General features: G+C 57.4%; 11 protein-coding genes. 6 read left to right on the top strand and 5 right to left on the bottom strand.

The features are described 5' to 3' along the window. Positions 1–395: 395 nt before the first annotated feature. A complete protein-coding gene (locus tag Q6A51_RS24460; RefSeq protein ID WP_304575931.1) occupies positions 396–1,340 on the top strand; it encodes an alpha/beta hydrolase in 945 nt (314 codons plus the stop codon). 39 nt (positions 1,341–1,379) lie between these two features. Continuing rightward, positions 1,380–1,850 (top strand): MaoC family dehydratase, encoded by a 471-nt coding sequence (locus tag Q6A51_RS24455; protein ID WP_201000059.1) that lies wholly within the window; start codon positions 1,380–1,382, stop codon positions 1,848–1,850. A 122-nt stretch (positions 1,851–1,972) separates the two neighbouring features. On the opposite strand, the gene ccoM is transcribed toward Q6A51_RS24455, so the two are convergent. The 3 genes from ccoM to Q6A51_RS24440 all read right to left on the bottom strand — a co-directional run bounded on the left by ccoM (position 1,973) and on the right by Q6A51_RS24440 (position 2,822). Then, positions 1,973–2,083 carry a cytochrome c oxidase subunit CcoM gene (ccoM, locus tag Q6A51_RS24450; protein WP_304575930.1) on the bottom strand — a complete coding sequence of 37 codons (111 nt, stop codon included), beginning with the start codon at positions 2,081–2,083 and terminating at the stop codon, positions 1,973–1,975. A gap of 159 nt (positions 2,084–2,242) precedes the next feature. Beyond that, positions 2,243–2,401, bottom strand: coding sequence for a hypothetical protein (locus Q6A51_RS24445; protein WP_201000060.1), 159 nt, complete (start codon positions 2,399–2,401; stop codon positions 2,243–2,245). Between the two features lie 82 nt (positions 2,402–2,483). Then, positions 2,484–2,822: an aspartate-semialdehyde dehydrogenase gene (locus Q6A51_RS24440; protein ID WP_201000061.1), complete on the bottom strand. Its 339-nt coding sequence runs from the start codon at positions 2,820–2,822 to the stop codon at positions 2,484–2,486. Between the two features lie 215 nt (positions 2,823–3,037). Here Q6A51_RS24440 and rapA point away from each other — a divergent pair, with 215 nt between their 5' ends. After that, positions 3,038–5,884, top strand: coding sequence for an RNA polymerase-associated protein RapA (gene rapA, locus Q6A51_RS24435; protein ID WP_304575929.1), 2,847 nt, complete (start codon positions 3,038–3,040; stop codon positions 5,882–5,884). 67 nt (positions 5,885–5,951) lie between these two features. Here the strand turns inward: rapA and Q6A51_RS24430 are convergent, their stop codons facing one another. Further along, entirely contained in the window at positions 5,952–7,289 is a 1,338-nt protein-coding gene (locus Q6A51_RS24430; RefSeq protein WP_201017318.1) for a spinster family MFS transporter, read from the bottom strand. A 233-nt stretch (positions 7,290–7,522) separates the two neighbouring features. On the opposite strand from Q6A51_RS24430, the gene Q6A51_RS24425 reads away from it, so the two are divergent. Together Q6A51_RS24425 and Q6A51_RS24420 are read left to right on the top strand one after the other, a co-directional pair. Next, positions 7,523–9,835, top strand: coding sequence for a putative bifunctional diguanylate cyclase/phosphodiesterase (locus tag Q6A51_RS24425; protein WP_201017319.1), 2,313 nt, complete (start codon positions 7,523–7,525; stop codon positions 9,833–9,835). 264 nt (positions 9,836–10,099) lie between these two features. Next, on the top strand, positions 10,100–12,160 hold the full coding sequence (locus tag Q6A51_RS24420) for a hypothetical protein (protein ID WP_405046183.1): 2,061 nt from the start codon (positions 10,100–10,102) through the stop codon (positions 12,158–12,160). A gap of 57 nt (positions 12,161–12,217) precedes the next feature. Here Q6A51_RS24420 and Q6A51_RS24415 read toward each other — a convergent pair whose 3' ends face one another. After that, a complete protein-coding gene (locus tag Q6A51_RS24415; protein ID WP_201000066.1) occupies positions 12,218–12,523 on the bottom strand; it encodes a DUF2288 domain-containing protein in 306 nt (101 codons plus the stop codon). A gap of 331 nt (positions 12,524–12,854) precedes the next feature. On the opposite strand from Q6A51_RS24415, the gene Q6A51_RS24410 reads away from it, so the two are divergent. Further along, on the top strand, positions 12,855–13,982 hold the full coding sequence (locus Q6A51_RS24410) for a branched-chain amino acid ABC transporter substrate-binding protein (protein WP_201000067.1): 1,128 nt from the start codon (positions 12,855–12,857) through the stop codon (positions 13,980–13,982). The last annotated feature ends 224 nt before the right edge of the window (positions 13,983–14,206 follow it).

Below are 14,206 nucleotides of genomic sequence, written 5' to 3'. Positions count from 1 at the left end.
TGATTTTTTTGTGTTTTGGAATTATGCTGTTTCCCGCTTTTTCCGCTTCATGACTGGGCAGAAAGCGGGCCGAGAGTAGCAGCTTTGCCAGAGGCCGCCTAGAGGCAAAAAAGCCCTGACCAGTCACAATAATGACTCTTGAATAACAAAAGGTCATTTTTAGAGCAATGATTCTATTTATTGCAAATCAAACCGGAAACACTGGGCCAAACACTCGGCGCACACCACGAAACATCCTCCCCGGACACCTCCCCGATCATCGCGACACCCACCCCGCACGCCAGCCTGAAATGATGACTACGTGATTTTTGCAGTCGGGCAGACTGGCGTTTGTCATCGGCGATACACTGAATGGACACCTCATTCGGGCATCGATCCAGACTCGGGAAATTGCCATGAACCACGAAGCCTTCTGGCTTGATGCCAGTGATCACAGTCGCCTCCACGTCAATGCCTGGCTACCGGCGCAAAAGCCGAAAGCCGTTGTGATGCTGTCTCACGGAATGGCCGAGCACAGTGGACGTTATGCAAGACTGGGCGCCGCATTGAACGCGGCAGGCTTCGCACTCTATGCCCATGACCAGCGCGGACACGGGCTGACGGCCTCGCAAGGCGAACTGGGTCACTACGCCGATGAAGACGGCTGGAGCAAGGTAGTCGGCGACCTGGCAACTCTGAGTCAGGCCATCGGCCAGAAACACCCGGGCCTGCCGCTGTTCCTGATGGGCCACAGCATGGGCAGCTACATCGCTCAGGCCTACCTGATGCACCATGGCGCCAGCCTGCAAGGTGCGATTCTCAGTGGCTCGAACTTCCAGCCGGTTTCTCTCTATCGCAGCGCTCGCCAGATCGCCCGGCTGGAACGTTTGCGTCAGGGACCAAAAGGTCGCAGCGCCCTGATCGAGTGGCTGTCGTTCGGCTCGTTCAACAAGGCATTCAAACCGGCACGCACACGATTCGACTGGCTTAGCCGTGATCCGGAGGAAGTCGACAAGTACCTTTTCGACCCTCTTTGCGGTTTCCGCTGCACCAATCAGTTATGGTTCGACCTGCTCGGCGGGCTGCAGAAAATCAGCAAGCCTTCCAACCTGAAACAGATCGATCAGGGCCTGCCATTACTGATTATTGGTGGTGAATGTGATCCGGTGAGCAATGGGAAGCGTCTGAGAGATCTTGCTCATGCATTGGGGCAGGCAGGTCATCAGGCAGTACAGCTTGAAATCTACCCCCAGGCGCGACATGAACTGCTCAATGAAACCAATCGCGATGACGTTATCCGTGACTTGATCGACTGGCTGCTGCACGCTCTCGAACAACCACGTCCACACCGGGCTGAATGACTCCTCCCGGTTTAAAACTTTCATTTTCAGGACAGCCACATGACCCAAGTCACCAACACACCTTACGAAGCACTTGAAGTCGGCCAGACCGCCAGCTACAGCAAAACGGTAGAAGAGCGTGACATTCAGCTGTTCGCCGCGATGTCGGGCGACCACAATCCAGTCCATCTGGATGCCGAATATGCTTCCAGGACCATGTTCAAGGAGCGTATCGCTCATGGCATGTTCAGCGGTGCGTTGATCAGTGCCGCCGTGGCTTGCGAGCTGCCTGGGCCGGGCACTATTTATATCGGTCAGCAAATGAGCTTTCAAAAGCCGGTAAAGCTGGGCGACACCCTGACCGTGCGCCTGGAAATCCTGGAAAAACTGCCGAAATTCCGCGTGCGCATCGCAACCCGCGTGTTCAACCAGAACGATGAGCTGGTCGTTGATGGCGAAGCGGAAATCCTGGCACCTCGCAAGCAACAGACCGTTGACCTGACCGTTCTGCCGGAAATCACCTTCGGCTGATACAGCTGGAGCGAATTCATTCGCTCCTACCTGGCCCCATATGGCTTTCTCCAGGCAAAAAAATGGGCGACCGAAGTCGCCCTAAATGCCTTGCGTGCTCTTGTTATGGAAGGCCTGAGCCTTTACTTGCGCTTTTGCGAGTCCTTCCAGATAAAAAGTCCGAAGCCTGCGAAGAAAACAAGCATCAGGCCAACGGTGACGATCCCTGCGACAACCACATTGTCCAGAAACATAACTTCGCCTCCTGCTCTGCCCTGTTCGATGGAGCTAGATTAACCAGAACGGCGCGCAAAGAAATTGACCCAGATCAGTTGTCCATAAGCTCGGCAGGTGAGCGTGTGGGCAACTGATCTGGGTCAACGGATCTGAAGCGGGATCTGAAACAGGAGGTATCAGCGTTTTTTCGGTTTCTTGCCGGGCTTTTTCTTGCCACTCAATGGCATGGCCTGTTCAAAGGCGTTGCGCACTTCATTAAGGCGTTTATCGTTCAGGTCGTGAACACGCTTGGCGCGCTCAGCATTCAGATCGATCAGCTTTTCATCTTCGCTCATGACTCGCAGCTCTCGGACACTCGGTATCAGGGCCAATAATGCTCAATCGCAACGGCTATGACCAGCGAGGATGCGTCCTGCATCAAACCTCGACATCCACCCACAGGCCCTGACGCGGTTCATTGTCGATCAAAGGCACGACAGGCACGGTGTTGTCGGCATTCAGGGAGGTACCGGGAACGGCCAGATGCTCGATAGGCTCGCCCTCCTCTTCGTGATGCTGACGCTGTTGCTGCTGGCGTTGTTGCTCTTCACGCAGCAGCAAGGCGCTTCTCTCGGTGTCTTCGTTGCGAAGGTCGATGGTGGTTTCGCTGGAACCTGGTTGAACCGGTGCGACAGGTGGTATGTCCGGCATACGCTTGGCCGGGTCCAATTGCGACGTCACGGGTACCACACTCAGCGGAAGCGTCGGTTGCAGCATGATTTTCGTCTCCTGTTATCGGGCTTTCGGCTGCCACTCCGTCGACTTGAAGGCCATTTTGGAAAACTTTTCGACTATGTTTTAAGTAATAAGTGCCCACAGAGACGTATTTGTCAGATTTACGGCCAATAACAGGTGTTTTTTCACTCCTGTCTTTGGCTTCAGTGCGTGTTCCGTTAACATAGTCGGCTTTTCAAAAGCGGGAGTCAGGCAGCATGGCGCAGCAGTATCAACCGGGGCAACGCTGGATTAGCGACAGCGAAGCCGAGCTGGGTTTAGGCACCGTTCTGGCACAGGATGGCCGCTTATTGACCGTGCTCTATCCGGCCACTGGCGACACGCGCCAGTACGCACTGCGTAATGCTCCATTGACCCGGGTACGCTTTTCTCCGGGTGATGTGATTACGCACTTCGAGAACTGGAAGATGACCGTGCGCGAAGTCGAGGATGTCGACGGGCTGCTGGTCTACCACGGCCTCAATGCGCAGAACGAGGCAGTCACCCTGCCGGAAACCCAGTTATCGAACTTCATCCAGTTCCGTCTGGCCACCGACCGCCTGTTTGCCGGCCAGATCGACCCGCTGGCGTGGTTCTCGCTGCGTTACAACACCCTTGAGCACACCAGCCGCCAGTTGCAGTCTTCCCTGTGGGGCCTGGGCGGCGTGCGCGCCCAACCTATCGCTCACCAGTTGCACATTGCCCGTGAAGTCGCCGACCGTATCGCACCACGGGTCTTGCTGGCTGACGAAGTGGGTCTGGGTAAAACCATCGAAGCAGGCCTGGTGATCCATCGCCAACTGCTGTCCGGCCGCGCCAGCCGCGTGCTGATCCTGGTCCCGGAAAACCTTCAGCACCAGTGGCTGGTGGAAATGCGTCGCCGCTTCAACCTTCAGGTCGCACTGTTCGACTCGGAGCGCTTCATCGAAAGCGATGCCGGCAACCCTTTCGAGGACACCCAACTGGCGCTGGTCGCGCTGGAGTGGCTGGTCGAAGACGAAAAAGCCCAGGACGCCCTGTTCGCCGCGGGCTGGGACCTGATGGTGGTCGACGAAGCCCACCACCTGGTCTGGCATGAAGAAAAGGTCAGCCCCGAATACTCGCTGGTCGAGCAACTGGCCGAAGTCATTCCCGGCGTCCTGCTGCTGACCGCAACCCCGGAACAACTGGGCCAGGACAGCCACTTTGCCCGTCTGCGCCTGCTGGACCCGAACCGCTTCCATGACCTGCAAGCCTTCCGTGCCGAAAGCGAGAACTATCGCCCGGTAGCCGAAGCCGTGCAGGAGCTTCTGGACAAAGGCAAACTGTCGGCCAGTGCGCACAAGACCATTCATGGTTTCCTGGGTGCCGAAGGCGAAACCCTGCTGAGCGCCGTGAACGCTGGCGATGAAGAAGCCAAGGCGCGCCTGATCCGCGAACTGCTGGATCGCCATGGCACCGGCCGGGTCCTTTTCCGTAATACCCGCGCAGCCGTGCAGGGTTTCCCTGAGCGTCAGTTGCATCAGTATCCGCTGCCCTGCCCTGCCGAATATCTGGAACTGCCGCTGGGCGAGCATGCCGATCTGTACCCGGAAGTCAGCTTCCAGTCGCAACCGGAGATCACCGAAGAAGAACGCTGGTGGCGCTTCGATCCGCGGGTCGACTGGCTGATCGACACACTCAAGATGCTCAAGCGCGTCAAGGTGCTGGTCATCTGCGCCCACGCCGAAACCGCCATGGATCTGGAAGACGCGCTGCGTGTGCGCTCCGGCATCCCGGCAACCGTGTTCCATGAAGGCATGAACATTCTGGAGCGCGACCGCGCAGCGGCCTATTTCGCCGATGAAGAATTCGGCGCGCAGGTTCTGATCTGTTCGGAAATCGGCAGTGAAGGCCGCAACTTCCAGTTCTCCCATCATCTGGTGCTGTTCGACCTGCCATCGCACCCGGACCTGCTGGAGCAGCGTATCGGCCGTCTGGACCGTATCGGCCAGAAACACACCATCGAGCTGCACGTGCCATTCCTGGAAACCAGCCCGCAAGCGCGTCTTTTCCAGTGGTATCACGAAGCGCTCAATGCCTTCCTCAATACCTGCCCGACCGGCAACGCCCTGCAACACCAGTTCGGCCCGCGCCTGCTGCCGTTGCTGGAAAGCGGTGACGACGATGAATGGCAGAGCCTGATCAACGAAGCCCGTACCGAGCGTGAGCGTCTGGAAAGCGAACTGCATACCGGCCGTGACCGTCTGCTGGAACTCAACTCCGGTGGCGCTGGCGAAGGCGAGGCGCTGGTGGAAGCGATTCTGGAACAGGACGATCAGTTCACCCTGCCGATCTACATGGAAACCCTGTTCGACGCCTTCGGTATCGACAGCGAAGACCATTCGGAAAACGCCCTGATCCTCAAGCCGAGCGAAAAAATGCTCGACGCCAGCTTCCCGCTGGGCGACGACGAAGGCGTGACCATCACGTACGACCGCAATCAGGCGCTGTCTCGCGAAGACATGCAGTTCATCACCTGGGAACACCCGATGGTTCAGGGCGGCATGGATCTGGTGCTGTCCGGCTCGATGGGCAACACCTCGGTGGCGCTGATCAAGAACAAGGCGCTCAAGCCTGGCACCGTGCTGCTGGAACTGATCTACGTCAGCGAAGTGGTCGCACCGCGCTCCCTGCAACTGGGTCGCTACCTGCCGCCTGCTGCACTGCGCTGCCTGCTGGATGCAAACGGCAACGATCTGGCCAGCCGCGTCTCGTTCAGCACCTTGAACGATCAACTGGAAAGCGTGCCACGGGCCAGCGCCAACAAGTTCATCCAGGCACAGCGCGACGTGCTGACGCCCAAGATCAACGCCGGTGAAGAAAAGATCGCCCCGAAACACGCCGAGCGCGTGGCCGAGGCACAACGTCGTCTGGCAGCCGATACCGAAGAAGAACTGGCGCGTCTGACTGCCTTGCAAGCCGTCAACCCGACCGTACGCGACAGCGAACTGGTCGCCCTGCGCAGCCAACGCGAACAAGGCCTGGCAATGCTTGAAAAAGCAGCACTGCGCCTGGAAGCGATTCGGGTGCTGGTGGCTGGCTGATAGCCTGCTCGAGAATGAATTCGCCCCTACGCCCCGGTAGGAGCGAATTCATTCGCGAAAGGCACACCTACACAGGACTCACCATCCTGTCCGTCATCCGCTTGGCATCTCTGGTGAAACAACGGGTTGCCAGCAGCAGAAACACCAGGGTCATGCCCAGGGTAACCGGGATCAGGTACATCGCATCGTGCAACCCGGTGGCCTTGAAGCTTTCATCCATCTGCACAGCTCCCGCCAGCGTCATCGCTTCATGGGCATAGTGATCCGACAGCCAGCCGACCACTACCGGCCCAAGCCCTCCACCCAACAGGTATAACCCGGCAAAGAACAACGCCATGGCCGTCGCCCGCAGGCGCGGTTCCACCACGTCCTGGATGGCGGTGTAGACACAGGTATAGAAGTTATAGGCAAACAGCCAGCCTATGCTGAATACCGCGACAAACACGCCGATCTCGACCCGTCCCGCGTGCAAGGCATAGCCCGTTGCCAACGTGGCGACCAGCATGCTGAACGCCGCAAACAGCAGCCGCCCGTTAGGCGAGCGCTGGTGCAGTTTGTCCGCGATCAGGCCGCCCAGTGTCAGGCCGACCAGGCCGGTGACGCCGACAATGATCCCGGTTGCCACAGCCGCTTCCTGCAAGGACACCTGAAAGTAGCGTTGCAGCATCGGCACCATGAACGAGTTGCAGGCATAGGTCGCGAAGTTGAAAGTCAGCCCGGCCAGGACCAGCCAGCAAAAGGTCGGGATCGACAACACCCGGCGAACCGGCTTTTCGATCTTCTCCTCGGACATCTGCACACTTTCGGCAGCGCCACGCTTGGGCTCACGAATAAAGAAGATGAACACCGCCAGAATCAGGCCGGGCACCGCTGCAATAAAGAATGGCGCCCGCCAGCTGTCGAACGCCTTGACCATTGCGCCGATTGTAAAGAACGCCAGCAGAAGCCCCAACGGCAGGCCCAGCATGAAAATGCCTATGGCCCGTGAGCGACGATGGGCCGGGAACAGATCACCGATCAATGAGTTGGCCGCTGGCGCATAACTGGCTTCGCCGATCCCGACGCCCATGCGCACCAGCAGGAACGTCCAGAAACTGTTGGCCATCCCGTTGACCGCCGTCAGCCCGCTCCAGACAGCAAGCCCCCAACCCATGAGTTTCTTGCGCGAACCGGTGTCGGCCATTCGCCCAAGAGGCAAGCCGGCAATCGCATAGACCAGGGTGAACGCCGTGCCCAGCAGTCCCAGCTGGAAATCACTCAGATGCCATTCCTTGCGAATGGGCTCGGTGATAATCGCCGGAATCGCTCGATCGAAGAAGTTGAACAGGTTGGCCAGAAATAGCAGAAACAAGACACGCCAGGCATTGGAGGCCTGAATAGAGTTGTCTGTCGGGGTGTTGTTCATGAGGCATCCATCCCTTTTTTCTGTCTACTCTAGAGCCCCTCTGCCAAACCGACTGTAAACATTCGTAAAAGGCCGGAAATATTGAAATCCGGCTTTTTATAACCATTGGTTATTGAGTCAATTCCATTTTTTTGAGTGTTGACACTGGCAGGTTTTTTACAGCCTCTATACTCACCACTATTCGCCAGGCTTAGCGCCTTGGTGAACCCTGGTAGTGAACAATAGGGCTCGCTATGGAATGGCTCGGTTTGAATATGTTTGTCGGCTTCCCGGCAAACGGGCAATTACTGATCAACTGCAGTCATAACTTGTTTCTGGTAGCGCTAGCCTACGGGGTGGCGTGCGCAGCCTGTTTTGCAACACTGGATATTGCGGACCGGGTCATTCAGGTCGAGGCGACAAAGAGCCGTCGTGTCTGGAAGGCTCTGGCTGCGCTTTGCCTGGCCGGCGGTATCTGGGCCATGCATTTCATCAGCATGCTGGCTTTCCAGGCCCCGCTGAAAATCAGCTACGACCTGCCCATCACCGTTTCGTCCCTGCTGATCGTGCTGGTCGCCGGCCTGTTCGCGGTCAAGGCGCTGAGCATGGAAACCCTGACCCTCAAGCGTTGCCTGCTCACCTCCCTGATCATGGGGCTGGCGATCAGCGCCATGCATTACGTCGGCATGGCGGCAATGCAGTCCGATGCCACCCAGTATTACGAACCGGGCATGTTCGCCCTGTCGGTTCTGGTCGCCATCGTGGCCAGTCTGGCGCTGTTGACCCTTTCCAGGCACCTGCGCCACCACAGCGGGATGTTTCATCAGATGTTCAGGTACGGCGTCAGCCTGTTGCTCGGCGCAGGCTTGTTGACCATGCACCTGATGGGAATGGAAGCACTGCAACTGGTGCTGCCCCTCGAAGCGCAATTACAGATACCCAATACCGAAAACAGCCAGCAACTGGGCCTGACCATCGCAATCATTACCTTGCTGATCATCGCCGGGAGCATCAGTGCCGCGATGGCCGACAAGAAGCTGCAAAGCAAGGAGCATGACCTGCAACGGGTCAACGCCCTGCTCAGCCAACTGGATCAGGCCCGTGTTTCCTTGCAGCAGGTTGCGCACTACGACCCTCTGACCAACCTGATCAACCGGCGCGGCTTCAACCAGATATTCGGGGAGAAACTGCTGGAGCACAGTGTCAGCAATGGCATGCTGGCCGTGATGTTTCTGGATATCGACCATTTCAAGCGCATCAACGACAGCCTGGGCCATGACGCCGGGGATGAACTGCTCAAGGTAATTGCCGAACGTATCCGCAGCGCAACGCGGATACAGGATGTGGTCGCCCGGTTCGGCGGCGATGAGTTCTGCATCCTGCTCAGTATTCCCGACTACGAAGAGGCGCGGCATCTGGCTTATCGGGTCATGCAAAAGATGAAGGAAACCATCGCGCTGGCAGGCCGGCGCATGGTGATGACCACCAGTATCGGTATCGCGGTCTTCCCCCGTGACGGTTCAACCTGCGACGAACTGCTCAAGCACGCGGATCTGGCGCTTTATCAATCCAAGGGCAACGGCCGTAACCGGGTCAATTTCTTCAGCCCGGCCCTCAAGACCAAAGCCAGCCTGGAGCTGCATCTTGAGGAAGAGCTGCGCAATGCCTTGCGCGAAGAGACCGGCCTGCAGGTTTACTACCAACCCATCGTCGACCTGCGAACCGGGCATGTGGCCAAACTTGAAGCGCTGGTGCGCTGGCATCATCCGCAACATGGCTTGCTCATACCCGACCGTTTCATCGGCATTGCCGAAGCCAACGGGCTGATCGCCGAGCTTGATAACTGGGTATTGCGCCGTGCCTGCAAGGATCTGGGCGCCCTGCGTCTGGACGGGTTCGACAAGATGATCATTGCCGTGAACTGCTCGGCACTCAATCTGGCCAGGGATGAACTGGCCGATGAAGTCGAGCAGGCTTTGAGTGAAGCCAATGTTTCCCCTGGTCGCCTGGAACTGGAAGTGACCGAAAACGCCCTGATGGGCAACATCAGCAATACCATCTTGATGCTCAAGCACATTCGCAGCCTGGGCGTATCGCTTTCCATCGACGACTTCGGCACCGGCTACTCATCACTTGCCTATCTGAAACGCCTGCCGCTGGACACCCTGAAGATCGACCGCTCGTTCATCATCGACATTCCCCAATCGCCGCAGGACATGGAAATTGTTCAGGCGATTATCGTCATGGCTCACACATTACGCCTGAAAGTCGTCACAGAAGGCGTGGAAACCCCGGCACAACTGGAGTTCCTCAGCCAGTACGGATGCGACTATGTGCAAGGCTATCTTTTCAGCAAGCCTCAACCCCTGGAACGCTTGCTGCCTCTGGTCAAGCAGATGAACCAGCGCGAACCTGCGAGCCTGTTGCCAAACGCGCTCATGCTTGAAAGCAGGGATCTGGATAAAGACACCCCCTACTCACTCGACCTTTTCAGTGAACTGCCCGGCAGTGAAAACCTGCAAATGCGTAACGCCAGCCGCACAAAACGCTCCCGTTGGTCGGATTAAAGAACCAGAAGGCCATGCCGATTCAGTACCCATGACAAGGGACTCCCGTGTCTTGTCAGCAGCGCTGAATGTCGTTCTTTCTTCCTTTGAGATGGCCCGATGCTGTTTATCGAGCGGCCATCCTTTCCAGACCAATGGCGCACGATGACTAAAAAAATCAATACTTCAGATGTGGTAGCCGAGACCGTCTATAACAACCAGAACGATAAAGTGGCAGCCAATAGCCGCGCTTATCGCACCCAGAGCACTCCCACCCAGCAATACATGTACTTCACCGAAACAGACACCGACCGGATTCTCGATAATCTCGACGGCCTGCGAGACATGGTTTTCCCGCCCTCGCCCCATGTCGAAGAAAACGCCATGCGCCGGGACCAGCAGTTTCCCTCCGTATGCCTGATCGGTCTGGGTCGTTGTGGCTCCAACATTGCGCTGGATGTAGCCGAACTGGTTTACAACGCGCGCAAGTTCTACCTCAATCAGTTCAACAACGAAGACCGGCTTGCCAACGAAAAGAGCTACAACCCTGGCCGCTGGATTCGCAATAACCTGCGCCTGGTACAGAACAAGGCAAGCAAGCCGGTGTTTCTGGTCGAGCCTCTGGTGATGCTGGGCGATCTGGACAAAGACATTGCCGGACGCATCCGCTTCTCCCGCAAGGGCGAGAAAAACGGCTTTATCAGCGACTACAGCAAAATGAAGATCATGGACCTGTCCGAAGTCCATGCAGGTGGTGCGGGCAACGCCCCGATCCTGGGCCAGTATCTGGCCAAGATCATCCTGAACAAGGACACCAGCCACTTCTCCAGCCCCGACTGGAAGCTGATCCACTCGTACCTGATAGATTCCTGCGGGATCAAGGCCAACCAGTCACGCCTGTATTTCTACATCTTCAGTGCCGGCGGCGGTACCGGTTCGGGCATGGCTTCGGAGTTCGGGCTGGCCCAGCAATACTCGTACATGAACAAGACGTTCGATACCCGGCCTACCAACGAAAACGACAGCAAGCGCGGCCGCTCCTTTGTGTTCGAGCCGATCTTCACCAGCGGCATCTGCGTACTGCCGAACATCTCGGACCACCGCAGCGAAATGTCCGAAGCCCTGCACATCAACGCTGGACGCCTGCTCTGCAAGTATCTGGCTGAAGAATGGGACTTCTCGTACAACTTCGAGAATGAAGACAGCAGCGAAGCCAGCGTGATGGGCCGTATCCGGCCATGGAACGCAATGATGCTGATCTCCAACGACATCATGCGTTACGCCGAAGAGAGCGATGACGGCAACATCGAGAATATCGACGTCAACGCCATGGAGCGTCACGCCAACCAGTACATCTCGCAGCAGATCTTCAACATTCTGACCGCTCAGGCCGTCACCACCGACTACGACCAGAACTATTTCCGGCGTGCCGGGATCGACATCGGCGAAACCATTCGCCTGGATGCGAACGACCTGTTCATGAGCCTCGCAGGCCCGGTGGCGATTGCCTATGCAGAATCCGTGGTGCCGGAAACACCCGCGCCGGGTTCGGACAAGTTCAAGGTGTTCGAGAAAGATCCACCACGCCTGAACATCGACGATCTGTTCTTCCGCTCCATCGACCTGCCACACTTCAACAAGGTCACTCAGGCCATCGAAGGCATCAGCCTGTTGCCCATCGAGTCACGCCGCTATCGCTCGGCCCTCGATCAATACAAGACCTCGGGCTATGACGCTGCGGCGCTGCACGACCTGCACTTCTTCAAGAACTGCTCGTCGGTGGTTTCCATCGTCTCGCTGCCCAAGGACTACAAGCTGTCCTATATGGACCTGAACCGGCTCAAGACTCACCTCAACAGCCTGTTCCCCAACACCACGCTCAAGCGCTACGCGCTGGTCATCGGCGCTTCGGCCAACCTGTCGCTGACCACGCTGATCGCGAAAAGCCCGTGCCTGTCGGACGACTTTCTGACCCTGATCGTGGCGTTCATCAAGCGCTGCTTCGCGAAGACTCCATTCCGCTTCGATGACACGCTGGATAACTCGATCATCGATTTCATCATGAGCGAGGAGTTCGACGAGGAGCGTATCGACGATCTGCTCAACGAGTACGAAAACCCGGCCAAGATCCTCGATACCAACTGGTATGCGATCAAGCCGATGTACGAGAAGAAGTATCGTGAGCTGATCGATGAGAAATCCAGGTTCGTCTCGATCAACGATATCCGGATCTCTCGCGAAAGCGTGAAGAAGGCTATCAAGTACCTGCGCGAGATCTACCGCCACCGTATCGGCAAGACCCGCGTCATCTCGCTCAATCAGTACACGGGCAGAACCGAATACTGATGAGGGTGTGCCTTCGCGGGCCTATTGCGTCGCGAAGGCACCATTGCAGTGCGCGAGCTAGTCGGCCGCCTTGTTCTGGATCAGTACCCAGGGCGCTACCACTACGGCCCAAAGCAGCGGATCGCTTTCCACAAGTTCCATCGCCTTTGACTCAGACACCTTGCCGACCTGTCCGCTGGTCAGCCAGGCGGAAACCCTGCTGGCGTCATTTTCGGCCATAGCCTCGGCAACTTCGATCAGATCCAGCGGTTCCTCGACCCACAACAGGGCACCCTTGGCAAAGAATGGTTGCAATTCTTTCCAGGTAATCGAAGCGGTTTCGCCAAGCAGTTTGGCATAGAGGGTGCTAGGTTCTTGCGTCATGGGTTTCACCAAAAGAAAAATCGGCGCAATGATAGCGCTGCCTTTTCCGCAGACAAGCCCGGATGTATGCCATTGATCGCAACAGAGTTATATGGGAGTCCATGAAATGGGGGTCGAATTCATGGGCTTAAATGGTTGGATTATGTAACTTTCTTTCGATTAAGCGACATCCATCGATTTCCTTCCCCGCACCCAGCTTTTCAAGCCATCGACCGGCGCTCTAAACTGTTCCGGTACAGTTGGCAGAGTGGGGAGGCGATCGGTCATCAAGTCCGATCCTGCAGCTTTAGCCATCAGGATTATAAAAACTACAACGCAAGAGTGGAGCATCATGACTAAGGGTACCAAGAAGCTTTCGAAGCTGTTTGCCGCATTGGTTATGGCGGGAGTTGCCAGCCATTCGTTCGCAGCCGACACCATCAAGATCGGCATCGCAGGTCCAAAGACCGGCGCAGTCGCTCAGTACGGCGACATGCAGTTCAGCGGCGCGAAAATGGCCATCGAGCAGATCAACGCCAAGGGCGGCGTTGATGGCAAGAAGCTTGAAGCGGTTGAATACGACGATGCCTGCGACCCGAAACAAGCGGTTGCCGTGGCCAACAAGATCGTCAACGACGGCGTGAAGTTCGTCATCGGCCACTTGTGCTCCAGCTCGGCTCAACCGGCTTCGGACGTCTACGAAGACGAAGGCATCATCATGGTGACTCCAGCGGCTACCAGCCCGGACATCACTTCCCGTGGCTACAAGCTGGTGTTCCGCACCATCGGTCTGGACAGCGCTCAAGGCCCGGCCGCAGGCGAGTACATTGCCAAGCAGGTCAAGCCGAAAGTCGTTGCCGTCATCCACGACAAGCAGCAGTACGGTGAAGGCATCGCCACTGCCGTCAAGCAGACCCTTGAAAAAGACGGCGTCAAAGTCGCTCTGTTCGAGGGCATCAATGCTGGCGACAAGGACTTCTCTTCGCTGATCGCCAAGATGAAGCAAGCCAACGTCGACTTCGTCTACTACGGCGGCTACCACCCTGAACTGGGCCTGATCCTGCGTCAGTCTCAGGAAAAAGGTCTGAAAGCCGGCTTCATGGGTCCTGAAGGCGTGGGTAACGCTTCGATCTCGCAGATCGCCCAGGATGCTTCCGAAGGCCTGCTGGTCACCTTGCCAGCCTCGTTCGACCAGGACCCGGCCAACAAGGCGCTGGTTGACGCCTTCAAAGCCAAGAAAGAAGATCCGAGCGGCCCGTTCGTGTTCCCGTCCTACTCGGCGGTGACCGTGATTGCCGATGCAATCAAGATAGCCAAGAGCGAAGACACCGACAAAGTCGCTGCTGCCCTGCATGCCAACACCTTCAAGACTCCGACCGGCGACCTGGCATTCGATGCCAAGGGCGACCTGAAAGACTTCAAGTTCGTGGTCTACACCTGGCACAAGGACGGCACCAAGACCGAGGCGCCCGTGAAGTAATATACGGCCTTGATCTACACCAAAGCCCACTGCAACCGCAGTGGGCTTTGTTTTGCGAGGCGAAAGGACTCCACAAGATCCTGACGTCCCTGAATATCTTGAAACCGTTACCCGTGATTCACGAGGGTCTGTTGGGGGGGGGGGGGGGGGGGGGGGGGGGGGGGGGGCCCCCCCCCCCCCCCCCCCCGGGGCGGGGGGCGGCCGCGGCGGGGCGGGGGGGGTGT

Source organism: Pseudomonas serbiensis (assembly GCF_030580745.1).
Classification (GTDB): domain Bacteria; phylum Pseudomonadota; class Gammaproteobacteria; order Pseudomonadales; family Pseudomonadaceae; genus Aquipseudomonas; species Aquipseudomonas serbiensis.
Note: the sequence above shows the minus strand (reverse complement) of the source record. Positions and strands in the feature narration are given on the sequence as shown.

What these genes read in the sequence shown, in the direction of transcription:
- Q6A51_RS24430 (WP_201017318.1), bottom strand. Translation starts at nt 7,289, where the DNA reads ATGAACAACACCCCGACAGACAACTCTATTCAGGCCTCCAATGCCTGG.
- Q6A51_RS24445 (WP_201000060.1), bottom strand. Translation starts at nt 2,401, where the DNA reads ATGAGCGAAGATGAAAAGCTGATCGATCTGAATGCTGAGCGCGCCAAG.
- Q6A51_RS24420 (WP_405046183.1), top strand. Translation starts at nt 10,100, where the DNA reads ATGTACTTCACCGAAACAGACACCGACCGGATTCTCGATAATCTCGAC.
- rapA (WP_304575929.1), top strand. Translation starts at nt 3,038, where the DNA reads ATGGCGCAGCAGTATCAACCGGGGCAACGCTGGATTAGCGACAGCGAA.
- Q6A51_RS24425 (WP_201017319.1), top strand. Translation starts at nt 7,523, where the DNA reads ATGGAATGGCTCGGTTTGAATATGTTTGTCGGCTTCCCGGCAAACGGG.
- Q6A51_RS24455 (WP_201000059.1), top strand. Translation starts at nt 1,380, where the DNA reads ATGACCCAAGTCACCAACACACCTTACGAAGCACTTGAAGTCGGCCAG.
- Q6A51_RS24410 (WP_201000067.1), top strand. Translation starts at nt 12,855, where the DNA reads ATGACTAAGGGTACCAAGAAGCTTTCGAAGCTGTTTGCCGCATTGGTT.
- Q6A51_RS24440 (WP_201000061.1), bottom strand. Translation starts at nt 2,822, where the DNA reads ATGCTGCAACCGACGCTTCCGCTGAGTGTGGTACCCGTGACGTCGCAA.
- ccoM (WP_304575930.1), bottom strand. Translation starts at nt 2,083, where the DNA reads ATGTTTCTGGACAATGTGGTTGTCGCAGGGATCGTCACCGTTGGCCTG.
- Q6A51_RS24460 (WP_304575931.1), top strand. Translation starts at nt 396, where the DNA reads ATGAACCACGAAGCCTTCTGGCTTGATGCCAGTGATCACAGTCGCCTC.
- Q6A51_RS24415 (WP_201000066.1), bottom strand. Translation starts at nt 12,523, where the DNA reads ATGACGCAAGAACCTAGCACCCTCTATGCCAAACTGCTTGGCGAAACC.